This is a genomic window from Pseudomonas sp. GGS8, assembly GCF_024168645.1.
Taxonomy (GTDB): Bacteria; Pseudomonadota; Gammaproteobacteria; order Pseudomonadales; family Pseudomonadaceae; genus Aquipseudomonas.
On sequence record NZ_JALJWF010000001.1, the window covers coordinates 2441622 to 2465928 of the forward strand.

The following is a 24307-nucleotide window of genomic DNA, read 5'->3' on the forward strand; positions in this document are numbered from 1 at the left end:
GGATCGTTGTGTCAGATCGTTCCAGGCATGGTCGACCCCTGCGGGCAGGGTGCCCATTGGACGTAAGTCTAGGTAGGCAGTGCAGCGGCCGGAATATGGGAAATGTCTGACACAACGGTGGGAAAAACCTCCTACATTGTCTATTGGAAAAGTTTCCGACGAAGTGCACATTGAAGTCTGCTGAGCGATGTCTGACACCCTGTATCAGGGATCGCATCGAAAACGTTGAGAACGCCATGTCCGACCACGATATTTTGAGTGATGCCGAGCGCGAAGCGCTCAGCGCCATCATGCTGGAACCAGACTTGCCGCCGCAGCGGGTGCTGATCGTCGATGACGATAAGGATGCCCGCGAATTGCTGTCGGAAATTCTGGAGTTCGATGGCATTCACTGCATGACGGCGGCCAGTGGCGAAACGGCGCTCAAAATGCTGGAAGAGAAGCCTTCGATCGGTCTGGTGATTACCGACCTGCGGACGGGGCACGTCGATGGCCTGGAACTGATCCGCCGGGTGCGGGAATCGCCACGTGCGGCGTTGCCGATCATCATCGTTTCCGGCGACGCCGACGTGAAGGATGCGATCGAAGCCATGCATTTGCACGTCGTGGACTTTTTGCTCAAGCCCATCGATAGCGAAAAATTGCTTGAGTTGGTCAAGCATGAGCTGGGGATGGATGTGTAGCGCGGACTTCCAGGTTGGCAGCTTTTGTGGCGAGGGGGCTTGCCCCTGTTCGGCTGCGCAGCAGTCGTAAACTCTATGTATGCGGTGCATCAGGTACATTGGGAGCGCTGGTTTTGGGGCTGCTTCGCAACCCAACGGGGGCAAGCCCCCTCGCCACAGGAATTGCACAAATAAAAAAGCCCTGATCTCTCGATCAGGGCTTTTTTACGTCCAGCGTCAGCGTTTACTCAAAGGCCGTTGGCAGCCTTGAACTCACGACGACGACGGTGCAGAACCGGCTCGGTGTAGCCGTTCGGCTGTTTAGTGCCTTCGACCACCAACTCGACCGCCGCCTGGAAGGCGATGTTGCTGTCGAAGTTCGGTGCCAGCGGGCGGTACAGCGGATCGTTGGCGTTCTGGCGGTCAACCACCGGCGCCATGCGCTTGAGGCTTTCCATGACTTGGTCTTGGGTGACGATGCCATGGCGCAGCCAGTTGGCGATGTGCTGGCTGGAAATACGCAGCGTCGCACGGTCTTCCATCAGGCCGACGTCGTTGATGTCCGGCACTTTCGAGCAACCTACGCCCTGGTCGATCCAGCGCACCACGTAACCGAGAATGCCCTGGGCGTTGTTGTCCAGTTCGTTCTTGATCTGTTCCGCAGTCCAGCTCGGATTCACAGCCAGCGGGATAGTCAGGATGTCGTCCACCGAAGCACGCGCACGTTTGGCCAGTTCGGCCTGACGGGCGAACACGTCGACCTTGTGGTAGTGCAACGCGTGCAGCGCAGCAGCGGTCGGCGATGGAACCCAGGCGGTGTTGGCACCGGCCAATGGGTGAGCGATTTTCTGTTCCAGCATCGCGGCCATCAGGTCGGGCATGGCCCACATGCCTTTACCGATCTGGGCGCGACCTTGCAGGCCAGTGCTCAAGCCGATGTCGACGTTCCAGTTCTCGTAGGCGCTGATCCACTTCTCGGCTTTCATGTCGGCCTTGCGCACCATCGGGCCGGCTTCCATGGAGGTGTGGATTTCATCGCCCGTGCGGTCCAGGAAACCGGTGTTGATGAACACCACGCGCTCACTGGCGGCCTTGATGCAGGCCTTGAGGTTGACCGTGGTACGGCGCTCCTCGTCCATGATCCCGACTTTGAGGGTGTTGCGCGGCAGGCCGAGGACGTCCTCGATACGACCGAACAGCTCGTTGGTGAACGCGGCTTCTTCCGGGCCGTGCATCTTCGGCTTCACGATGTAGACCGAGCCGGTACGGCTGTTCTTGCGCGAGCTGTTGCCATTGAGGCTGTGGATTGCCGCGAGGCAAGTCACCAAACCGTCGAGAATGCCTTCCGGCACTTCGTTGCCGTCTTTATCGAGGATCGCGTCGATGGTCATCAGGTGGCCGACGTTACGCACGAACAACAGCGACCGACCGTGCAGGCTCAGTTCGCTGTCATCGAGGGCGGTGTAAGTGCGGTCGGCGTTCATGGTGCGGGTAAAGGTCTGACCGCCCTTGGAGACTTCTTCCGACAGATCGCCCTTCATCAGGCCTAGCCAATTGCGGTAGATCACCACTTTGTCTTCGGCATCGACGGCGGCGACCGAGTCTTCGCAGTCCATGATGGTGGTTAGCGCGGCTTCCATCAGGATGTCTTTGACACCGGCAGCATCGGTCTGGCCGACCGGGGTGCTGGCATCGATCTGGATTTCGAAGTGCAGGCCATTGTTCTTCAGCAGGATCGCGGTCGGTGCGGCTGCATCGCCGTGGAAGCCGATCAGTTGGGCATCGTTGCGCAGGCCTGAGCTCTTCAAAACCGAGTTGCTGCCGCCTTTGAGCGCGATAACCAGTTTGCCGTCAATGATCTTGTAGCCGGTGGAGTCGACGTGGGAGCCGGCCGCCAATGGCGCGGCTTCGTCGAGGAAGGCGCGGGCGAAGGCAATGACCTTGTCGCCACGCACCTTGTTGTAGCCTTTGCCCTTTTCCGCGCCGTCCGCTTCGCTGATGGCGTCGGTGCCGTAGAGCGCGTCATACAGCGAACCCCAGCGGGCGTTCGAGGCGTTGAGCGCGAAACGGGCGTTCATGACCGGCACCACCAACTGTGGGCCGGCCATGCGGGCGATTTCATCATCGACGTTTTGTGTCGTTGCCTGGAAATCGGCCGCTTCTGGCAGCAGATAACCGATGTCTTGCAGGAAGGCTTTGTAGGCCACCGCATCGTGCGCAACACCTGCACGAGCCTGGTGCCAGGCATCGATGCGAGCCTGGAAATCATCGCGTTTGGCGAGTAGGGCTTTGTTCTTCGGTGCCAGGTCATGGATGACCTTGTCGGCACCGGCCCAGAACGTGTCGGCGGTGAGGCCGGTACCGGGAATGGCTTCGTTGTTCACGAAGTCGAACAGGACTTTGGCGACCTGCAGGCCACCGACTTGAACGTGTTCAGTCATTGCTTGCCTCACTCTGCTCAGCTATTTCGCTTTTCAGCTCTTCAATTAAACAATGAAGCCTCTGGCCATTTAAACCACAAACCCTTCTACCAGTACATGCCATTGCTGGCGGCTGGGTTCGGTCCGATCAACGGCGTTGCGGCCTTGCTGACGGGGCTTTCCGGGTTGCGAGTGTGCCTGCGGCAGACATCGATCCAACGTTATGTAGTGCGCGCTGCGGCATACTACATGATGAATTGCGCTTGTGAAAATTAGACTAATTACGTCGTTCTGCGACCCCGTGACGCATTGCAGTCACGTCGGGGGATGGGATGTTCTCAAAAAACTATTGGATTGTTCCAGATAAATCTAAAAGCTTGTACACATAATCTTCGATGCCCTGCTATGGAGATGGGGCTTTTGTGGCGAGGGGGCTTGCGCCCGTTCGGCTGCGAAGCAGTCGTAGATCGCCTGATGCGAACACGCTGGAGAAACTCAAGGGGCCGCTTCGCGACCCAACGGGGGCAAGCCCCCTCGCCACAACCAGCCCCTTGCCTATACTTGCCTTTCCATAACAAAAGTCATGACAAGAGGGCTACGCCATGGACCACCTCGTACTCACGGTATTCGCCCCGGATAAGCCCGGGCAGGTCGAGCGCATTGCCCAATGCATTGCCGAGCACGGCGGCAACTGGTTGGAAAGCCGCATGTCGCGCATGGCCGGGCAGTTTGCCGGGATTCTTCGGGTGGGTGTGCCAGCGGAGGCTTACGATGAACTGGTAGACGCCCTACAGGGACTGTCGACCCAGGGCATCCGCGTGATGATCGCCGAAAGCAGCATCGAACAATCCTGCACCTGGAAGCCGATTGCCATGGAACTGGTGGGCAATGATCGTCCGGGCATTGTGCGAGACATTACGCGTCTGCTGAGTGAGCAAGGGGTGAGCCTGGAGCGGCTGGTGACCGAAGTGCGTCCGGCGCCGATGAGCAGCGAGCCGTTGTTCCATGCCGAAGCAATTCTCGCGGTGCCCCTGACCTTGTCGCTGGAGGTGCTGCAATCGCGCCTGGAAACCCTGGCCGACGATCTGATGGTCGAATTGGTGCTGCGCAGCGAACCTTGAGCAGGTTATCCAAGTTATACGTGCACCTGCCTGTGGATAACCTGTAGAGACACTCCGCCAGCCCACGCTGGCCGGGGCTTTTCAGGATCTGATCAAAAAACCAGCAGTTTCAGTGACTTGCGCACAAACGCCGGGGATCACGCTGTGGATAACCTTGGGAAGGATGAATGCAGGCCACGGAAGACGTGGCCTGTAGAGATTTGTACGTTTTCTGATCATCTGCGGCGGCGCAGACTTATCCACGCGTCGACGCTGTAAACCGCCAGACCGGCCCAGATAAAGATGAACGCCACCAGCGTGCTGGATGACAAGTGCTCGCCAAACAGCAGAACGGCTTGCAACAACACCAGCGTCGGCGCCAGGTACTGGAGAAATCCGAGAGTGGTGTAGGGCAAGTGCCGGGCGGCGGCGTTGAAACATACCAGCGGCACCAGCGTCACCGGACCGGCGGCTACCAGCCACCAGGCTTCGGAGCTGGTCCAGAATGCGGCTTGCGCGCTGGTCGCCGTCGGGTTGAAAAGCAGCCAGGCGACCGCAATCGGCACCAACATCCAGGTTTCCACCACCAGCCCCGGCAGCGCCTTGACCGGTGCCTGCTTGCGGATCAGGCCGTAGAAGCCGAAGGTCAATGCCAACACCAGCGACACCCACGGCAGACTGCCGACCTGCCACACTTGCTGTGCGACACCGACCGCTGCCAGGCCAACCGCAATCCACTGCATGCGCCTTAGCCGCTCGCCGAGGATCAGCATCCCCAGCAACACGTTTACCAGCGGGTTGATGTAGTAGCCGAGGCTGGCCTCAAGCATGCGCCCGTTGTTCACCGACCAGACGTAAGTCAGCCAGTTGGCCGCAATCAGCGTGCCGCTCAGCGCCAGGATCGCCAGCCGTCGCGGATTCTCACGCAGCTCGCGCCACCAGCCAGGATGTTTCCAGACGAGCAGCAGCAAAGCGCCGAACAGCGCGGACCAGAGCACGCGGTGGATGATGATTTCCACGGCGGGCACGCTGGCGATGGCTTTGAAGTAGAGCGGGAACAATCCCCAGATGATGTAGGCACTCAGGCCCAGAATGTACCCGCGACGCGGGTTGGCGGCTTGCATGAGAATCCTTGCTTAGGCAGCTAACAAAGAGGGGATTGTATAGATGTGTCATGTTTTTTGTAGGAGCGAGCGGTGCGGCGATCCGACTTGCCCGCGAAGAAGATGACGCGGTTGGCCAGATAGAACGGATCGATCCTTTCGCGGGCAAGCCTCGCTCCTTGGGGTCTGGTGTGTTTAGAAGAGCTTCAATGGCTCTTCATTGAGCGCTGCCAATTGCTCACGCAACGCCAGTACCTGATCACCCCAATAGCGCTCTGTACCAAACCACGGAAAGCTGCGGGGGAAGGCCGGGTCGTCCCAGCGACGGGCGAGCCAGGCGCTGTAATGCATCAACCGCAAGGCGCGCAGCGGTTCGATCAGTGCCAGTTCCCGCGGGTCGAAGTCGTGGAATTCGCTGTAGCCGTCCATCAGTTCCGACAGTTGCCCCAGACATTCCTGACGGTCACCCGCCAGCATCATCCAGATATCCTGCACCGCCGGGCCCATGCGGCAGTCGTCGAGGTCGACGATGTGGAACATCTCGTCGCGGCACATCATGTTGCCGGGGTGGCAATCGCCATGTATGCGGATGTTCTGGTGTGGCGTGGCCTGGTAGACCTCTTCCACGCGCTTGAGCAAGTCGCGGGCGACGGACTCGTAGGCCGGCAGCAGACTGCGCGGTACGAAATTGCCTTCGAGCAAGGTGGCCAGTGAGTCGTGACCGAAGTTTTTCACCCCAAGCACTTCACGGTGTTCGAACGGTTTTGTAGCGCCGACCGCATGCAGACGACCCAGCAGTTGGCCCAGGCGATACAGCTGATCAAGGTTGCCCGGCTCTGGTGCGCGACCACCCCGGCGCGGGAACAGGGTGAAACGGAATCCAGCATGTTCGTGCAGGCTTTCATCGTTGTGGATCAGCGGCGCGACCACCGGTATATCGCACTCGGCGAGTTCGAAGGTGAATTGGTGTTCTTCGAGAATCGCTTCGTTGGTCCAGCGCTGCGGACGGTAAAACTTGGCGATCAGCGGTTCGGAGTCTTCGATGCCAACCTGATAGACACGGTTCTCGTAGCTGTTGAGCGCCAGAATACGGGCGTCGCTGAGAAAGCCGATGCTTTCGACGGCATCGAGCACGAGGTCTGGGGTGAGGGTTTCAAACGGGTGGGCCATGCTGACTCCTGCGCGCGGCAGGCTGCCGCGTCCGGCCAAGCATGGTAGCGCAGACGAGGCCTCTTTAGGGGGTGGGGTTGAGATGAGTGGTGTTTGGGATGACGCCATCGCGAGCAGGCTCGCTCCCACAGGAGATCTGCTTTGTGTCACGGACAGTGTGCACAACGTAGATCCATTGTGGCAGCGAGCCTGCTCGCGATATAGCGCCTATCAGGCGCCGACGATCCCGCCATCCTCGCGGGTAATCGCCATCACCGAAGACCGTGGCTTGCCATTGGGCAGATGCTCAGGGAATGTCGACCCGCCGTTTTCCCCCGGATGCTGAATCCCGACAAACAAGGTCTTCTGATCCGGCGAGAAGCTGATTCCCGTCACCTCACAACCTATCGGCCCGACCATGAAGCGGCGGATCTCGCCGGTCACCGGGTCGGCGCACAGCATCTGGTTATTGCCCATGCCCGCGAAATCGCCCGTGTTGCTCGAGTCGCCATCGGTCAGAATCCACAAGCGCCCGGCTTTGTCGAAGCCCAGGCCGTCCGGGCTGTTGAACATGTTCTGCGGGGTAATGTTGGACGAACCGCCCTTCGGCGTTCCGGCATGGACGCCCGGGTTGCCGGCGACCACAAACAGGTCCCAGGCAAAGCTATTGGAGCCGTGATCGTCGCGGTCAGTGCGCCAGCGCAGGATCTGCCCGTAGACGTTCTTCTCGCGCGGATTCGGGCCGCCCACCGGTTGGCCTTCTTCGCCGCGTTTGGCGTTGTTGGTCAGGGTGCAATAAACCTGGCCGTCCTTGGGGCTGACGACGATCCATTCCGGGCGGTCCATGCGCGTGGCGGTTACCACACTGGCTGCGAGGCGTGCATGAATCAGCACCTCGGCTTGATCGGCAAAACCACTGCTGGCGTCGATGCCGTTCTTGCCGTGGGTCAGTTCGATCCACTGGCCCTGGCCTTTCGGATGATCGGCGTTACCGTCGCCCGTGTCGAAACGCGCCACGTACAAGGTGCCGTGATCCAGCAGGTCGCGGTTGGCCTTGGGGTTTTTGTGGTTGATCTTGTCGCGGCTGACAAATTTATAGATGAACTCGCCACGTTCGTCGTCGCCCATGTACACCACGGCGCGACCGTCATTGGTTTCGGCCAGGGCAGCGTTTTCATGTTTGAAGCGGCCCAGCGCGGTGCGTTTGACCGGCGTCGACTGCGGATCGAACGGATCGATTTCCACCACCCAACCGTGGCGGTTGAGCTCGTTGGGGTTCTTCGCCAGGTCAAAGCGCTCATCGTGCTGGTGCCAGTTGATCTCTTTACTGGCCGCCACTGCGCCATAGCGCTTCTGCGCGGCGTCGAATTTTTGCTCGGCATTGCTGCTGCCGAAGCAGTCGGTGAAGTTCTCTTCGCAGGTCAGATAAGTGCCCCACGGCGTCTTGCCGTTGGCGCAGTTCTGGAAGGTGCCGAGGACGTTCTTGCCGTGTTTGTCGGCACTGGTTTTCATCAGCGCGTGACCGGCGGCCGGGCCGCTCAAGCTGATCGGCGCGTTACCGTGAATGCGTCGGTTGTAGCGCGAGCCCTGGACGAATTGCCATTGGCCGTTCTGGCGCTGCACTTCGATCACCGACACGCCTTCGCAGGCCAGGGCTTTGCGCACCTCTTCAGCCGATTGCGGCATGCCGCCGTGGGGATAGAGGTAGCGGTAGTTGGTGTATTCGTTGTTGATCGCCATCAGCGCCCGGTCTTTGTCACCGGGGAATTCGAACAGGCTCATGCCGTCGTTGTTATCGCCGAACTGGACTTCCTGGTGCTCAGCCGTGCCGTTGCCGCTCGGGTCGAACGTCGGGCCATTCTTCTGCAGAGGCTGGCCCCAGCTGATCAACACCGAGGATTTGTAGCCTGGCGGCAGGGTGATGGTATCGGTGGTGGCGGCGGCGATGCTGTCGAAACCCAACAATTTGCTGGAGCCGGCGCTGACACTGGCGGCCAGCACACTGCGACTCAGCAGGTTGCCACCGAGAAACATCGCCGCACCGCAGAGAGCACCGGCGCTGATGAAGCCACGACGGCTGAGGCCGACCATTTTTTCGAGATCGGTGGGTTGGTTGTCTTCTAATAGGCTCACATCAGGCTCCCTGCGGGTTTTTGCAGCCACCTTAAGGGCGGTTGATGAAGCTTTTGTTGCAGCGCCTACAGGCTAGAGCGGTGTACCCAGCAGGATGTTCGATGGCGCGAACTGCACCTGCACCGGTTTACCGGCGGCAAGCCCGAGGTTTTTCAGGTGCAGCGGCTCGGCCAGGGCGCAAAGTGTCTGGCCATTGGGCAGGCCGATGCGCACTTCGCTGGGGCTGTCTTCGGCGTCGAGGATTTCTTCGATGGTGCCCTTCAGGCAATTGTTGCCATGTGTTGCAGCTTGATCGATGCCAAGCAGTTCCAGCCAGCCGGCCTTGATCAGTGCGACCACTTCGGTACCCGTTTCCAGCTCCAGGCGCAGGGTGCTGTCGTGAGTGATCTGCGCGTCAATGAGCAAGCCTTCGGCCAGTTCAAGGCGGATCCGGTCGTTGCGCCCCTGTGCATCGATCGCCACGACCTTGCCGTGCAATTGATTGCGCGCGCTGGTTCTGAGCATCAGCCGACCGAGCAAGTCCAGGTCGCTGGCCTCTTCGGCGGCTTCCAGAACCTGAGCCTGCAACGCTTGCAGCTTTTGATACAGGCGCAACACGCGCTCGCCTTCGCTGGACAATTTGGCGCCACCGCCGCCCTTGCCACCAACGCTGCGCTCCACCAGTGGTTTCTGCGCGAGGTTGTTCAGCTCGTCGATGGCGTCCCACGCAGCCTTGTAACTCAAACCCGCGCTTTTTGCGGCGCGGGTGATCGAACCCTGTTCGGCGATGTGTTGCAGCAACGCAATGCGTTGCGGACGACGGACAATGTGCTGGGACAACAACGTAGGCAAGGACATGGCAAGGCGCTTTGGGCTGTGGCGATGGATGGGACGTTGGCGGCTTGGCGTGCGGGAGTCAAGTCAGGCCCCATCGCCAGGTTTGGGGGTACGGGCCAGGCAGTAGACGTCGACCCGCGTCGCACCCGCATCCATCAATAAGCGAGCGAGGGCTTGGGCGGTGGCGCCGGTAGTCAGTACATCGTCCACCAGTGCGAAGTGGCGGCCCTTGATCGAGGCCGTGGGCGCCAGGGCAAAGGCGTTGCGCAGGTTCTTCTTGCGTGCTTCGGCGTTCAGGTCTTGTTGCGCGCTGGTGTCCTGAATCCTCAGCAACAGCGTTTCATCGCAAGGAATGCCGAGGCCAGTGCTGAGCCAGCGAGCGAGCATCGCCGCCTGGTTGAAACCCCGCTGGCGCAAACGCTTGGAGGCTAGCGGTACCGGTATCAGTGCATCGGGCCGATCCAGATCTTCATCGAAGCGATGTTGCAGATATTGAGCAAGAAGTTCGGCGAGCAGGCGGCCAAACGGCCATTTTGCGCTGTGTTTGAAACGGGTAATCAAACTGTCGACGGGAAAGCTGTAAGTCCAGGGTGCGGCAACTCGCTCGAAGGCTGGCGGCTGGTTCAGGCATTGGCCGCACGTCAGGCCCGTGGCGGGTAAGGGCAGGGCGCAGGTCTGGCAGTGATCGCCCAGCCAGGGCAGCTCGGTTTCGCAGGCCATGCAGATTGGTAGGGTGTCGTCCGCGGCTTCTGAGCAGAGCAAACAGAATTGTTTGTTTTTTAACCAGATGTAAACCGGTCCTTCGTATCGTGGTTGACAGTGCATGAGTCTTCCTTAAATATGCCGAACATCCGTGTCGCGTCTGTGGGTATTCCATTCCCCAGGCGCTTGCCAAGCATAACCAAGGAATCGCCCATGAGCGCCAGCACCACTGCCACCCTGCGTCACGACTGGTCTTTGGCTGAAGTCAAAGCACTCTTCGTTCAGCCATTCAATGACCTGTTGTTCCAGGCGCAGACGGTGCACCGCGCGCATTTCGACGCCAACCGCGTCCAGGTTTCCACCCTGCTGTCGATCAAAACCGGCGCGTGCCCTGAAGATTGCAAATATTGTCCGCAGTCCGGCCACTACAACACTGGCCTGGAAAAAGAAAAACTGATGGAAGTGCAGAAGGTCCTCGAAGAGGCTGCTCGCGCCAAGGCCATCGGTTCGACCCGTTTCTGCATGGGCGCGGCGTGGAAACACCCGTCGGCCAAAGACATGCCTTACGTGCTGGAGATGGTCAAGGGCGTGAAAGCCATGGGCCTGGAAACCTGCATGACCCTCGGTCGTCTCGATCAGGACCAGACCGTCGCCCTGGCCGAAGCCGGCCTGGACTATTACAACCACAACCTCGATACCTCGCCTGAGTTCTACGGCAGCATCATCACCACCCGCACTTACAGCGAGCGCCTGCAAACCCTGGCCTACGTGCGTGATTCGGGGATGAAGATCTGCTCCGGCGGTATTCTCGGCATGGGCGAGTCCCTCGACGACCGCGCCAACCTGCTGATCCAGTTGGCCAACCTGCCGGAGCATCCAGAGTCGGTGCCGATCAACATGCTGGTGAAAGTCGCCGGTACGCCGCTGGAAAATGCCGACGACGTCGATCCGTTCGACTTCATTCGCATGCTCGCGGTCGCCCGCATCCTGATGCCCAAATCCCACGTGCGCCTGTCGGCCGGCCGCGAAGCGATGAACGAGCAGATGCAGGCCCTGGCATTCTTGGCTGGCGCCAACTCGATTTTCTACGGCGAAAAACTGCTGACCACCGCCAACCCGCAGGCGGACAAGGACATGCAACTGTTCTCGCGTCTGGGCATCCAGCCGGAAGCCCGCGAAGAGCACGCCGACGAAGTGCATCAGGCCGCCATCGAACAGGCACTGGTGGAGCAGAAGAGCAGCGAGCAGTTCTATAACGCTGCTGTCTGAAGCCTTCACCGATTCCTTCAGAAAGAACACAAGACCCTGTGGGAGCGGGCTTGCCCGCGATAGCGATCTGTCTGTCAACATCTATGTTGGAGGTGGTGCCGCCATCGCGGGCAAGCCCGCTCCCACAGGGGATGTGCCTATTTTGAATTATGTGATCTGACCGCCTGAGGCCTGCATGTCTTTCGATCTCGCCGCACGCCTTGCTGCCCGTCGTGCCGAAAACCTTTATCGCCAGCGCCCGCTGCTCGAAAGCCCTCAAGGCCCGGAAGTGGTGGTCGATGGTCAGCCGTTGCTGGCGTTCTGTAATAACGATTACCTGGGCCTGGCCAATCACCCGCAAGTGATCGAAGCCTGGCGCGCCGGCGCGTCGCGTTGGGGCGTGGGCGGTGGCGCTTCGCATCTGGTGATTGGCCACAGCGGCCCGCATCACGCGCTGGAAGAAGCCCTTGCCGAATTCACCGGCCGCCCGCGCGTACTGCTGTTCACCACCGGCTACATGGCCAACCTCGGCGCGGTCACCGCATTGGTCGGGCAGGGCGATACGGTGCTGGAAGACCGGCTCAATCACGCGTCGTTGCTGGATGCCGGGCTGCTGTCCGGTGCGCGTTTCAATCGCTACCTGCATAACGACGCGGCCAGCTTGGCCAAGCGCCTTGAGAAGGCCACCGGCAATACGCTGGTGGTCACCGATGGCGTGTTCAGCATGGACGGCGACATCGCCGATCTGCCGGCGCTGGCGCGGGAAGCCAAGGCCAAAGGTGCCTGGTTGATGGTTGATGACGCGCACGGTTTTGGTCCGCTGGGCGCCAATGGCGGTGGGGTCGTCGAGCATTTCGGCCTGAGTCAGGACGATGTGCCGGTACTGGTCGGCACCCTCGGCAAGGCGTTCGGTACGGCCGGTGCTTTTGTGGCTGGCAGTGAAGAGTTGATCGAGAGCCTGATCCAGTTCGCTCGCCCCTACATCTACACCACCAGCCAGCCGCCGGCGCTGGCCTGCGCGACGCTGAAAAGCCTCGAGCTGTTGCGTAGCGAACACTGGCGACGCGAGCATCTGAATACCCTGATTCGGCAGTTCCGCCAGGGGGCCGAGCAGATTGGCCTGGAGTTGATGGACAGCTTCACGCCGATCCAGCCGATCATGATTGGCGATGCCGGCCGCGCGGTTCGGTTGTCTCAGATGCTGCGTGAGCGTGGCTTGATGGTGACCGCGATCCGTCCACCGACCGTGCCCGCCGGCAGCGCCCGCTTGCGTGTGACCTTGACCGCCGCCCACAGCGAGGCGCAGGTACAGCTATTGTTAAATGGACTGGCCGATTGCTTTCAACAACTGGGACCGGAGCCAAGCCATGCGTGATCGTCTGATTCTGCTGCCGGGCTGGGGTCTCGGGATTTCGCCGCTGGAACCCTTGGCGGCTGCCTTGCAAGGCCTGGATGAGCATCTGCGCGTCGAAATCGAGCCACTGCCGGAGCTGGAGTCGAGTGACCTTGAAGAATGGCTCGATGAGCTGGACTCGACTTTGCCTCAGGATGCCTGGCTCGGCGGCTGGTCGCTGGGCGGCATGCTGGCATCCGAATTGGCGTCGAGGCGTGGTGACCGCTGCTGCGGTCTGGTGACCCTGGCGAGTAACCCTTCTTTTGTCGCCCATGAGCAGTGGTCGAGCGCGATGCCCGGCGAGACCTTCGACGCGTTTCTGGCCGGTTGCAAAGCCGACCCAGGGATGACGTTGAAACGTTTCTCGCTACTGTGCACCCAAGGGGCCGCAGACCCGCGCGGGCTATCGCGGCTGTTGCTCGCTGGCGCACCGCTTTCGTCTCCGTCGGTGCTGATGAGCGGCCTGGAGTTGCTTGCACAGCTGGATACCCGGCAAGCATTACAGGCGTTTCGCGGCCCGCAATTGCACTTGTTCGCCGGCCTCGACGGATTGGTCCCGGCCGAAGCAGCGGGGGATTTGCTGGCGCTGCTGCCGGATGTTGAAATCGGTCTGATTGAACAGGCCAGCCACGCATTTCTTCTGGAAGACCCCCACGGTGTGGCGGGGGCGATTCAGGCCTTTTTGCATGAGTCCGGTGATGACTGATTTGTCCCTTCCCAACCTGCCCGGCGGCTTGCCCGATAAACGCCAGGTAGCGGCGTCCTTTTCCCGAGCGGCGGCGAGCTACGACAGCGTGGCCGAATTGCAGCGCGACGTTGGCAATGAGTTGTTGCGTCGCTTGCCGGAGGATTTTGTCCCGGGTCGATGGCTGGACATGGGCTGTGGCACCGGGTATTTCAGCCGTGCGCTCGGTGAGCGTTTTCCTGACGGTAACGGGCTGGCCCTTGATATTGCAGAGGGGATGCTCAATCACGCCCGTCCCTTGGGCGGCGCCAACCATTTCATCGCTGGTGATGCCGAACGCTTGCCGTTGCAGGATTCGACCTGCGACCTGGTCTTCTCCAGCCTGGCGGTGCAATGGTGCGCGGATTTCGCCTCGGTGCTCAACGAAGCGAATCGAGTGCTGAAACCGGGCGGTATTTTTGCGTTTGCTAGTCTGTGTGCAGGCACGCTGTACGAATTGCGCGACAGCTGGCGTCAGGTGGATGGCATGGTGCACGTCAACCGCTTCCGCGAGTTCGGTGTTTACCAGCAGCTTTGCGCGGGCAGTGGCTTGAAGGTTATCAGCCTTGAAACACATCCACATGTGTTGCATTACCCCGATGTCCGTAGCCTGACCCATGAGCTCAAGGCACTGGGGGCGCATAACCTGAACCCCGGTCGGCCGGGTGGTTTGACCGGCAGGGCGCGAATCCTCGGCTTGATCGAGGCTTACGAGCAGTTTCGTCAGGCACAGGGACTGCCGGCGACTTATCAAGTGGTTTACGCCGTGCTGGAGAAACCCTTATGAGCGCAGCCTATTTCATCACCGGTACTGACACCGATGTCGGCAAGACCACCATCGCCGCAGGTTTACTGCATGCCGCGCGATTGGCGGGCTTAAGCACGGCGGCGGGTAAGCCGGTGGCCTCCGGGTGTGAGCTGACGCCCCAGGGATTACGCAACGCCGACGCACTGGCTCTGCTGGCCGAATGCTCGATACCGTTGACCTATGATCAGGTCAATCCGGTCGCGTTCGAGCCAGCGATCGCACCGCATCTGGCGGCGCGGGAGGCGGGCGTGGCGCTGACCGTGCAATCGTTGCTGGCACCAATGCGGCAGGTTCTCGATCTGCAGGCGGACTTCACCTTGATCGAAGGCGCTGGCGGCTGGCGAGTGCCGTTGGCGGATCAGGATAATTTGTCAGACCTGGCCATGGCGCTGGATCTGCCGGTGATCCTGGTGGTCGGCGTGCGCCTGGGCTGCATCAACCATGCGCTGCTGACGGCTGAGGCAATTGCTCGGGACGGTTTGCAGTTGGCGGGGTGGGTGGCGAACATCATCGATCCGAAGACCTCGCGTCTTGAAGAGAACCTGGCGACGCTGGCCGAGCGGATTCCCGCGCCGTGCCTGGGGCGGGTGCCGAAACTCAAGTCGGTGACAGCCGAAGCGGTGGCCGAGCATCTACAGCTGGATCTCCTGGACTGAGGTTTCTGGTGTGGGTTTTACCTATGATAAGGCACTGTGCCATTAGTGTTTTTGTCGGGCCTTTTGGCGGCGTGTCTGGTTCAATGGCCGCTGTTGATCCTTTGTAGGACGAGTTCTCCCATGGAAATCTCAGGAAACACCGCTTTCTACGCCGGTCTGAGCACTATTCAGACAGGGCAGAACCGTGTGGATCAGGCTTCGGGGCAGATCGCCAACAACACCATCGAGCGTTCGGTCACCAGTCAGTCCTCCGAGGTTCAGGTCGATCGTCTGCGCTCGGTAGACCGCAGCCAGCAATCGGATCTGGCCAGCGATGTGGTCGAGATGGCCCAAGGCAAGTTCCTGGTTGAACTTGGCGTCAAAGTCGCCAAGGCCTCCGATGAAATGCTCGGTACGCTGATCGATACCTACGCTTGATCCTTAGCTGAGCGACAAGCCAATATCCTTTTAAGACCTGCGCTCAGTGGCCTGTGGCCATTGAGCGCACTTGTGTCAAAAAATAGAATCAGGCCCCCAGGCGCCCCCATACCCTTGGATAACGAGGACCGACGTTAGAAGTGCCGTAACTGCCCGAAATAACCACTCGCCCTTTCGGTTGAATCGTCACATCGGTACAGTCACCGACGCTGTGGCCTCCCCAAAAACTCTCTATTTCTCCGGTTTCGCTAACCCGTTCGTAAAGCTCCATGGTCGTGTTTGCCATGATGCCTCGGCCCACAACCACAATTTTGCCGTCCGGTTGGATCGCTAGGGAATGGAGTGACAGATCGTTCGATGGGCGCGAGATCAGCAGAGTATTTCCTTTGTTGAAATCGCCATCAATGTTGCCTTCTCGTGTAAGCCTGGCAAGAAGCCCGATGCTGAGGCCGTCAGGGCCTTTTGCAGATCCGGCGATGATGATTTTGTCGTCTTTCTGGACAGCAATCCGGCCGACAACATTGTTGAGGAAAAGCCCCTCAATCTGAGATGTTTCCCTTTGCTCGCCAGGCACCACAATATCGGCATAACCCGATCGACCAAAGGTAACGTCCAGAATGCCCTGGACGGTGTAACGAGCCACCGTCCGTGTTCTCTGTTGTTCACCGTCATCTCTCCAGCTGCCCGCCACGATAATGCTGCCATCACTTTGGGTCTGGACGTTGCAGGCATAACTGTTGCGGTCATGGAACTCGATATCGATGAACCCGCGGCCGTTGCCAAAACTCCTGTCAGGCTCACCATCAGTTTGCAGGCAAAACAGTCTGCTCAACGGGCGTCCTGAGTGAAGTGTGTAGGACACTGCAATGAGTATTTTTTGGCCTTTCTGCACGCAGCCATCTACGAATTTGTAAGGGAGTTGTGCAGGTGTCGCATCTTCCGGTCCTTCAGTAATGACCCTGCGGCCAAACACCAGGTCCTCACTGCCATGAGGATGAAAGCGCGTGATGGCGGGTCTCAATACTCCGGCTTTTAGCGAGTCACCGATGATCAGGATTTTTCCATCTTCTTGCAGCAGCACGCGCGTTGGCACGGATCGGTCGCCATCTTCGAAGTTCCCGGTCTTTTCCTCGAACGTTTCATCTTTAGTTCCGTCGACAAGGTAACGGGACAGCCGAAAACGGTCGTCGATCTGTGAGATGAGACACAGGTTGCCATCCTTGTCGGAGACGATTGAGTTTGCGGTGCCTCTTTCGCTGATCTCGATGCGGCCATTGATAGCGAAAGTACGGTCAAGATAACCGGGGCTGCGAGGCTGACCATTGTCACTAGACTTCACTTCCATATCGTTTCTCCTGCGGTATTCCTCTCTGACCACCATGGTCTGAAGGTGCGACAGCTATAGTCATTACACAGTATTCGCAGCGAGTCCGAACCTGTGAAAACTGATAGTTCGTCATTCTTTGGAAGCCAATAAATCTGCTTAAAGGGCCAGTGGCGGACAGTTCCTGTAGGTCGAATGCCTTGGGTATGACGAACGGCAAAAGATCGGCGCTTGACAAGATTTGGGCGTAAACGTATGTTTCAAACAACTGTTTGACCGTCACAACAAAACACCACGGTCGTTCATTCCCGGTTACATCAGCAGAGGTTTATCGCTATGCCTGACTACAAGGCCCCCTTGCGTGATATTCGCTTCGTTCGTGACGAACTGCTCGGCTACGAAGCGCACTATCAGAGCCTTCCGGCTTGTGCAGACGCAACTCCGGACATGGTTGACGCCATTCTCGAAGAAGGCGCCAAGTTTTGTGAGCAGGTGCTGGCTCCGCTGAACCGCGTGGGTGACATCGAAGGCTGCACCTGGAGCGAGTCCGGCGTTAAAACCCCGACTGGCTTCAAAGAAGCCTACAAGCAATTCGTCGAAGGCGGCTGGCCAAGCCTGGCTCATGACGTAGAACACGGCGGTCAGGGCTTGCCGGAGTCTCTGGGCCTGGCTGTCAGCGAAATGGTGGGTGAAGCCAACTGGTCCTGGGGTATGTACCCAGGCCTGTCCCATGGCGCGATGAACACTATTTCCGAGCACGGCACGCCTGAGCAGCAAGAGGCTTACCTGACCAAACTGGTTTCCGGCGAATGGACCGGCACCATGTGCCTGACCGAACCGCACTGCGGCACCGACCTGGGCATGTTGCGCACCAAGGCCGAGCCTCAGGCCGACGGCTCCTACAAAGTGTCCGGCACCAAGATTTTCATCTCGGCCGGCGAGCACGACATGGCCGACAACATCGTCCACATCGTTCTGGCTCGTCTGCCGGATGCACCGGCCGGCACTAAAGGCATTTCCCTGTTCATCGTGCCGAAATTCCTGCCGAACGCAGACGGCTCGATCGGCGCACGCAACGCGGTGAGCTGCGGTTCCCTGGAACACAAGATGGGCATCCATGGTAACGCCACCTGCGTAATGAACTTCGACGCGGCCACTGGTTACCTGATCGGTCCGGCGAACAAAGGCCTGAACTGCATGTTCACCTTTATGAACACCGCACGTCTGGGTACCGCGCTGCAAGGTCTGGCGCACGCCGAAATCGGCTTCCAGGGCGGCTTGAAATACGCTCGCGATCGTCTGCAAATGCGCTCCCTGACTGGCCCGAAAGCGCCGGACAAAGCTGCAGACCCGATCATCGTTCACCCTGACGTGCGTCGCATGCTGTTGACCATGAAGGCGTTCGCCGAGGGCAACCGCGCGATGGTTTACTTCACCGCCAAGCAAGTCGATATCGTCAAGTACGGCGTCGATGAAGAAGAGAAGAAGAAAGCCGACGCACTGCTGGCCTTCATGACGCCAATCGCCAAAGCCTTCATGACTGAAGTCGGTTTCGAATCCGCCAACCACGGCGTGCAGATCTACGGCGGCCACGGCTTCATCGCCGAGTGGGGCATGGAGCAGAACGTTCGTGACAGCCGCATTTCGATGCTGTACGAAGGCACCACCGGCATCCAGGCACTCGACCTGCTGGGCCGTAAAGTGCTGATGACTCAAGGCGAAGCGCTCAAAGGCTTCACCAAGATCGTCCACAAGTTCTGCCAGAGCAACGAAGGCAATGACGCGGTCAAAGAGTTCGTCGAGCCATTGGCTGCGCTGAACAAAGAGTGGGGCGAGCTGACCATGAAGGTCGGTATGGCGGCCATGAAAGACCGCGAAGAAGTCGGCGCGGCGTCGGTGGACTACCTGATGTACTCCGGTTACGCCTGCCTGGCCTACTTCTGGGCTGACATGGCGCGTCTGGCGGCTGAGAAACTGGCTGCCGGCACCACCGAAGAGGCGTTCTACACCGCCAAGCTGCAGACTGCGCGCTTCTACTTCCAGCGTATCCTGCCGCGTACCCGCACTCACGTTGCAACCATGCTGTCGGGTGCCAACAACCTGATGGATATGAAAGAAGAAGACTTCGCACTGGGTTACTAAGCCCTACACAGTCTCTTCACAAAGCCGCTGCTTCCTCGGGAGCAGCGGCTTTTTTATGCCTGACGCAAACGATCACGTCTGTAAATATTCCTGACTAAAACGCTAAGAAGAACGACTTTGCTGCCGTTACAGAGGCTGCGATGTGAGGCGTGTCACATTGCACGTGCTTAGCTGCTCCAAATGCAGGCACAATGCCATCTATGTTTGCCGGGTCGGAGCTTTACCCTTGCCGCGTTCTTCCGCTGTACGTTTCAGCCATTTTTTGCCATCGCTGCTGTTGTTGCTCGCGGGGCTTGCGGCTGCCTACGTCAAGGATCTCAACGTCTTCTTCACTTCGCTGTTCAACGTGCTGCCCACTCTGGTGCTGTTGCTCGGCGGTGCGTATTGCGCGGTTTACCGACGTCAGCGTGAACTGTTTCTGATGGTCACGGTGTACATCGCCTACTTCCTGCTCGACACTCAGACCGATTATTACCGCGACAACGGCAAGGTTCGTGAAGACGCCGCGGTGGTGTTCCATCTGTGCTGTTTGCTGCTGCCATTGCTGTTTGGCTTGTTCGCCGCCTGGCAAGAGCGCACGCACCTGTTCCAGGACATGGTGGCGCGCTTCGCTGTGTTGCTGGCGTTCGGCAGTGTGGCGCTGGGGCTGGAGCAAAGTTACCCACAGGCGCTGCTGATGTGGCTGTCGGAGATCCGCTGGCCAGCCCTGCATGGCGCCTGGATGAGCCTGATCCAATTGTCTTATCCCGTGTTCATCGCCTCGTTCCTGTTACTGACCTGGCAATACTGGCGCAACCCAAGACCCTTGCACGCTGCGCAATTGGTGGGGCTGTTGGGATTGTTCTGGATGTTGCCGAAAACCTTCATCCTGCCCTTCACCCTGAACATCATGTGCAGCCAGGTGATGTTGATGATTGCCGCGGCGGTTGCCCATGAGGCCTATCAGATGGCCTTCCGCGACGAACTCACTGGCCTGCCGGGGCGCCGCGCATTGAACGAACGCATGCAACGGTTGGGGCGCAATTACGTGCTGGCCATGAGCGACGTCGATCACTTCAAGAAATTCAACGACACCCACGGTCACGATGTTGGCGACCAAGTGTTGCGACTGGTCGCCAGCAAGCTGTCGAAAATCAGCGGTGGCGGTAGGGCATATCGCTACGGCGGTGAGGAATTTGCCTTGGTGTTCGCAGGCAAGACTCTCGAAGAGTGCATGCCGCACCTGGAAGTCATCCGCGAATCCATCGCCACCTACAACATCCAGCTGCGCAATCAGGACAGCCGTCCCCAGGATGACCAGCAGGGACGCCAGCGCCGCGCGGGTTCGGGCGCCTCAAGTGTTTCGGTCACGGTCAGCATCGGCGTCGCCGAACGACTGGAACAGCGCACCCCCGAAGAAGTGCTCAAATCCGCTGACCAGGCGCTCTACAGCGCCAAGGGCGCGGGGCGAAACTGTGTGATGGCCTTCGGTCAGAACCGCCGTGGCGCGGTGCGCATGGACACCGCTGCGGGTTGAGTGATGATGGCGCATTCAGCGTCTGGACTGTGATTGTGAGGCGTGGTGCACGGCAGTAGGTTTGAGCCATCTGCTGCCGGAGAAATGACTATGCCCGAGTACAAAGCTCCCCTGCGCGACATGCGCTTTCTGATCGATCACGTGTTCGATTTTCACCGCAACTACGCCGCGCTGGGGGCCACTGATGCCAGCCCGGACATGGTCAATGCGATCCTCGAAGAAGGCGCGAAATTCTGTGAGAACGTTCTCGCACCGCTGAACCGCAGCGGCGACGAAGAAGGCTGCCATTTCGACAACGGCGTGGTCACAACGCCTACAGGCTTCAAGCAAGCATTCGCGCAATACGTGGAAGGTGGCTGGCATGGTCTGGCGGCGGATCCGGCTTACGGTGGCCAGGGCTTGCCAAGCTCCTTGGGGTTGGTCATCAGCGAAATGGTCGGCTCCAGCAACACGTCCTGGGGCATGTACCCCGGCCTGACCCACGGTGCGATGTCGGCCATCCATGCCCATGGCACTGAAGAACAGAAACAGACCTACCTGAGCAAGCTCACTGCTGGCCAATGGACCGGCACCATGTGCCTGACCGAAGCCCATTGCGGCACTGATCTGGGCCTCATCAAGACCCGCGCCGTGCCTCAGGCCGACGGCAGTTACGCGATCTCCGGCAGCAAGATATTCATCTCCGCCGGCGAACATGACATGAGTGACAACATCATTCATCTGGTGCTGGCCAAACTGCCGGATGCGCCAGCGGGGACCAAAGGCATTTCGCTGTTTATCGTGCCCAAATTCCTAGCCAATGCCGAGGGCGAGGCGGGCGAGCGCAACGGCGTTTCCTGCGGCTCGATCGAACACAAAATGGGCATCAAGGCCTCGGCCACCTGTGTGCTGAATTTCGACGACGCCAAGGGTTTCCTGATTGGTGAGCCGAATAAAGGCTTGAACTGCATGTTCACCATGATGAATCACGCGCGGCTCGGCACCGGGATGCAAGGTCTGTGTCTGGGGGAGGCGAGCTTCCAGGGCGCGATCAAATACGCCAACGACCGTCTGCAAATGCGCTCGCTGACCGGCCCGAAAGCCCCGGAAAAACCTGCCGACCCGATCATCGTGCATCCCGATGTGCGCAGGATGTTGTTGACCATGAAGGCCTTCAACGAAGGCAACCGGGCGCTGACTTACTTCACCGCACAGTTGCTGGACGCTGCGCATACGAGCCCGGATGAAACGGCGCGTCAGGATGCCGAAGACCTGTTGGCGTTCCTGACACCGATCTGCAAAGCCTTCATGACCGACACCGGGCTGGAGGTGACCAACCTTGGCATGCAGGTGTTTGGCGGCCACGGTTTCATTCGTGAGTGGGGCATGGAGCAGTTGGTCCGCGACTGCCGGATCGCGCCGATCTACGAAGGCACCAACGGCATTCAGGCGCTGGATCTGCTTGGGCGCAAAGTCCTTGGCAGTCAGGGAAAACTGCTGCGCGGCTTCACCAGGATCGTCCACAAGTTCTGTGCGGCAAACGCTGAGCATCCGCAACTCGGTAGTTATGTTGCGCAACTCAACGGTCTGAATCAGCAGTGGGGCGAGTTGACCACCAGGATCGGCATGGCCGCGATGAAAAATCCGGATGAAGTCGGTGCTGCCTCGGTGGATTACCTGATGTACAGCGGCTACATCATCCTCGGCTACCTGTGGCTACGCATGGCGCTGGTGGCTCAGGCGCAGTTGGAGACGGGCACTGGGGATGCCAATTACTGCCAGGGCAAACTGGCAACCAGCGAGTTTTACTTCAAGCGTTTACTGCCGCGTACGGCTGCTCATCGGGCGGCCATCGAGGCAGGTAGCGATTGCCTGATGACGCTGCCGGCGGAGTTGTTTGCGCTTTAATCATTCAAGTCAGCCACAAAGAAGCCCGCCTTGCTGCGGGTTTTTTGTGAGGAATAAGCTGATGACTAAAAATAACAAAATGGTCACGGGTTGACCCTATGTGTCGCAAAAGTTGTTGAGGTACACTCGAACACAACGAAATCACTATTCCTACGAACCACCTGTTTAGATCTTGCGAGGTTTGCCATGGCTGACTACAAAGCGCCCCTGCGCGATATGCGCTTCGTCCTCAATGAAGTTTTCGAGGTCGCCAAACTCTGGGCCGAACTGCCTGCGCTTGCCGAAACCGTCGATGCTGAAACCGTCGAAGCCATTCTGGAAGAAGCCGGCAAGGTCACCAGCAAAAGCATCGCGCCCCTGAGCCGTGCGGCTGACGAAGAAGGTTGCCATTGGGCCGACGGTGCCGTCACCACGCCGGCCGGTTTCCCACAGGCGTATCAGACCTACGCCGAAGGCGGTTGGGTCGGTGTCGGTGGCGATCCGACCTACGGCGGCATGGGCATGCCCAAGGCTGTTTCGGCGCAGGTCGAAGAAATGGTCAACTCCGCGAGTCTGTCGTTCGGTCTGTACCCGATGCTGACCGCCGGTGCCTGCCTGTCGATCAACGCTCACGCCAGCGAAGAGCTGAAAGCCGCGTACTTGCCGAACATGTACGCCGGGGTCTGGGCCGGTTCCATGTGCCTGACCGAACCGCACGCCGGTACTGATCTTGGGATTATCCGCACCAAGGCTGAACCTCAGGCCGACGGTTCCTACAAGGTCAGCGGCACCAAGATCTTCATCACCGGCGGTGAACACAACCTGACCGAAAACATCATCCATTTGGTACTGGCCAAACTGCCGGACGCGCCAGCAGGACCGAAAGGTATTTCGCTGTTCCTGGTGCCGAAGTTCATGGTCAATGCCGATGGCAGCCTCGGTGCGCGTAACCCGGCGACCTGTGGTTCGATCGAGCACAAGATGGGTATCCAGGCGTCCGCAACTTGCGTGATGAACTTCGACGAAGCCGTGGGTTACCTGGTCGGCGAGCCGAACAAAGGCCTGGCAGCGATGTTCACCATGATGAACTACGAGCGTCTGGGTGTCGGCATCCAGGGCCTGGCCTCGGGTGAGCGTTCCTACCAGAACGCTATCGAATACGCTCGCGACCGTCTGCAGAGCCGCTCGCCAACCGGCGCGCAGAACAAAGACAAAGTGGCTGACCCGATCATCGTCCACCCGGACGTGCGTCGCATGCTGCTGACCATGAAAGCTTCGAACGAAGGCGGTCGCGCATTTTCCACTTACGTGGCGATGCAACTGGACACCGCCAAGTTCAGCGAAGACGCCACCACCCGCAAGCGCGCAGAAGACCTGGTCGCACTGTTGACGCCTGTGGCCAAGGCGTTCCTGACCGACCTGGGGCTGGAAACCACGGTTCATGGCCAGCAGATTTTTGGCGGCCACGGCTACATCCGTGAGTGGGGCCAGGAGCAACTGGTTCGTGACGTGCGCATCACGCAGATCTACGAAGGCACCAACGGTATTCAGGCGCTGGACCTTGTAGGACGCAAGATCGTCGGCAGCGGTGGGGCGTTCTACAAACTGTTCGCTGACGAGATTCGTCATTTCACCGCGACGGCCAGTGCTGATCTGGCGGAGTTCACCAAACCGCTGAACGATGCAGTGGACACCCTCGACGAGCTGACCGCATGGCTGCTGGACCGGGCGAAAAACAACCCGAATGAAATCGGCGCTGCTTCGGTCGAGTATCTGCAAGCATTCGGTTACACATCCTACGCCTACATGTGGGCACTGATGGCCAAGGCAGCCTTCGGCAAAGAAGCGCAAGACGATTTCTACGCGAGCAAGCTCGGTACGGCGCGGTTCTATTTCGCCCGTCTGCTGCCGCGTATTCCCTCGCTGAGCGCGTCGGTAAAGGCGGGGAGCGAGTCGCTGTTCCTGTTGGACGCAGGACAATTCTGACCCTGTAACGTCATGTAAGCATTCTCTTACATGACGTGCTGCTGTTTTCCCATATGCGCAGATTGGATCCAGAGCTAATCTACTTCACATGGACGTCGCGCAGGAAGCGCAAAGCAACAACACGGACACGTAGGATTCTGCC

At 59.4% G+C, this 24307-nt stretch carries 19 protein-coding genes; 12 read left to right on the top strand and 7 right to left on the bottom strand.

Going from position 1 to position 24307, the window contains the following annotated elements; translation table 11 throughout:
• Positions 1–236: 236 nt before the first annotated feature.
• Positions 237–683 carry a response regulator gene (locus tag J3D54_RS10865; protein ID WP_253417976.1) on the top strand — a complete coding sequence of 149 codons (447 nt, stop codon included), beginning with the start codon at positions 237–239 and terminating at the stop codon, positions 681–683.
• A gap of 227 nt (positions 684–910) precedes the next feature.
• Here J3D54_RS10865 and J3D54_RS10870 read toward each other — a convergent pair whose 3' ends face one another.
• Complete coding sequence (locus J3D54_RS10870) at positions 911–3103, bottom strand: malate synthase G (RefSeq protein WP_253417978.1); 2193 nt, start codon at positions 3101–3103, stop codon at positions 911–913.
• Between the two features lie 581 nt (positions 3104–3684).
• On the opposite strand from J3D54_RS10870, the gene J3D54_RS10875 reads away from it, so the two are divergent.
• Positions 3685–4203: a glycine cleavage system protein R gene (locus J3D54_RS10875; RefSeq protein ID WP_007936467.1), complete on the top strand. Its 519-nt coding sequence runs from the start codon at positions 3685–3687 to the stop codon at positions 4201–4203.
• A 215-nt stretch (positions 4204–4418) separates the two neighbouring features.
• Here J3D54_RS10875 and rarD read toward each other — a convergent pair whose 3' ends face one another.
• The 5 genes from rarD to J3D54_RS10900 form a co-directional block, all read right to left on the bottom strand.
• On the bottom strand, positions 4419–5306 hold the full coding sequence (rarD, locus tag J3D54_RS10880) for an EamA family transporter RarD (protein WP_253417980.1): 888 nt from the start codon (positions 5304–5306) through the stop codon (positions 4419–4421).
• A 174-nt stretch (positions 5307–5480) separates the two neighbouring features.
• On the bottom strand, positions 5481–6455 hold the full coding sequence (locus J3D54_RS10885; RefSeq protein ID WP_253417982.1) for a serine/threonine protein kinase: 975 nt from the start codon (positions 6453–6455) through the stop codon (positions 5481–5483).
• A 210-nt stretch (positions 6456–6665) separates the two neighbouring features.
• A complete protein-coding gene (locus J3D54_RS10890) occupies positions 6666–8567 on the bottom strand; it encodes a PhoX family phosphatase (protein ID WP_253417984.1) in 1902 nt (633 codons plus the stop codon).
• A gap of 72 nt (positions 8568–8639) precedes the next feature.
• Entirely contained in the window at positions 8640–9404 is a 765-nt protein-coding gene (locus J3D54_RS10895) for a TOBE domain-containing protein (RefSeq protein ID WP_018928815.1), read from the bottom strand.
• A gap of 63 nt (positions 9405–9467) precedes the next feature.
• Positions 9468–10208 carry a ComF family protein gene (locus J3D54_RS10900; protein WP_253417986.1) on the bottom strand — a complete coding sequence of 247 codons (741 nt, stop codon included), beginning with the start codon at positions 10206–10208 and terminating at the stop codon, positions 9468–9470.
• 90 nt (positions 10209–10298) lie between these two features.
• Between J3D54_RS10900 and bioB the strand changes: the two genes are divergently transcribed.
• The 6 genes from bioB (at position 10299) to J3D54_RS10930 (ending at position 15331) form a co-directional block, all read left to right on the top strand.
• On the top strand, positions 10299–11354 hold the full coding sequence (bioB, locus tag J3D54_RS10905) for a biotin synthase BioB (RefSeq protein WP_253417988.1): 1056 nt from the start codon (positions 10299–10301) through the stop codon (positions 11352–11354).
• 175 nt (positions 11355–11529) lie between these two features.
• Positions 11530–12708, top strand: coding sequence for an 8-amino-7-oxononanoate synthase (gene bioF, locus J3D54_RS10910; protein ID WP_253417990.1), 1179 nt, complete (start codon positions 11530–11532; stop codon positions 12706–12708).
• A complete protein-coding gene (locus tag J3D54_RS10915) occupies positions 12701–13432 on the top strand; it encodes an alpha/beta fold hydrolase (RefSeq protein WP_253417992.1) in 732 nt (243 codons plus the stop codon). The genes bioF and J3D54_RS10915 overlap by 8 nt, the downstream gene beginning before the upstream one ends.
• Entirely contained in the window at positions 13425–14237 is an 813-nt protein-coding gene (gene bioC / locus J3D54_RS10920; protein ID WP_253417994.1) for a malonyl-ACP O-methyltransferase BioC, read from the top strand. The genes J3D54_RS10915 and bioC overlap by 8 nt, the downstream gene beginning before the upstream one ends.
• Positions 14234–14914, top strand: a complete 681-nt coding sequence (bioD, locus tag J3D54_RS10925) for a dethiobiotin synthase (protein ID WP_253417996.1) — start codon at positions 14234–14236, stop codon at positions 14912–14914. Before bioC ends, bioD begins: the two co-directional genes overlap by 4 nt.
• 120 nt (positions 14915–15034) lie before the next feature.
• Entirely contained in the window at positions 15035–15331 is a 297-nt protein-coding gene (locus J3D54_RS10930) for a pyrroloquinoline quinone biosynthesis protein PqqE (protein WP_253417998.1), read from the top strand.
• An 88-nt stretch (positions 15332–15419) separates the two neighbouring features.
• Here the strand turns inward: J3D54_RS10930 and J3D54_RS10935 are convergent, their stop codons facing one another.
• Entirely contained in the window at positions 15420–16676 is a 1257-nt protein-coding gene (locus J3D54_RS10935; RefSeq protein WP_253418001.1) for a hypothetical protein, read from the bottom strand.
• Between the two features lie 315 nt (positions 16677–16991).
• Between J3D54_RS10935 and J3D54_RS10940 the strand changes: the two genes are divergently transcribed.
• From J3D54_RS10940 to J3D54_RS10955, 4 genes are all read left to right on the top strand, one after another.
• Entirely contained in the window at positions 16992–18797 is a 1806-nt protein-coding gene (locus J3D54_RS10940) for a phenylacyl-CoA dehydrogenase (protein WP_105340934.1), read from the top strand.
• Between the two features lie 226 nt (positions 18798–19023).
• Positions 19024–20313, top strand: a complete 1290-nt coding sequence (locus J3D54_RS10945; protein ID WP_253418003.1) for a GGDEF domain-containing protein — start codon at positions 19024–19026, stop codon at positions 20311–20313.
• A gap of 90 nt (positions 20314–20403) precedes the next feature.
• On the top strand, positions 20404–22200 hold the full coding sequence (locus J3D54_RS10950; RefSeq protein ID WP_253418005.1) for an acyl-CoA dehydrogenase C-terminal domain-containing protein: 1797 nt from the start codon (positions 20404–20406) through the stop codon (positions 22198–22200).
• Positions 22201–22386: 186 nt separating this feature from the next.
• Positions 22387–24165 carry an acyl-CoA dehydrogenase C-terminal domain-containing protein gene (locus J3D54_RS10955; RefSeq protein WP_253418007.1) on the top strand — a complete coding sequence of 593 codons (1779 nt, stop codon included), beginning with the start codon at positions 22387–22389 and terminating at the stop codon, positions 24163–24165.
• Positions 24166–24307: the final 142 nt, after the last annotated feature.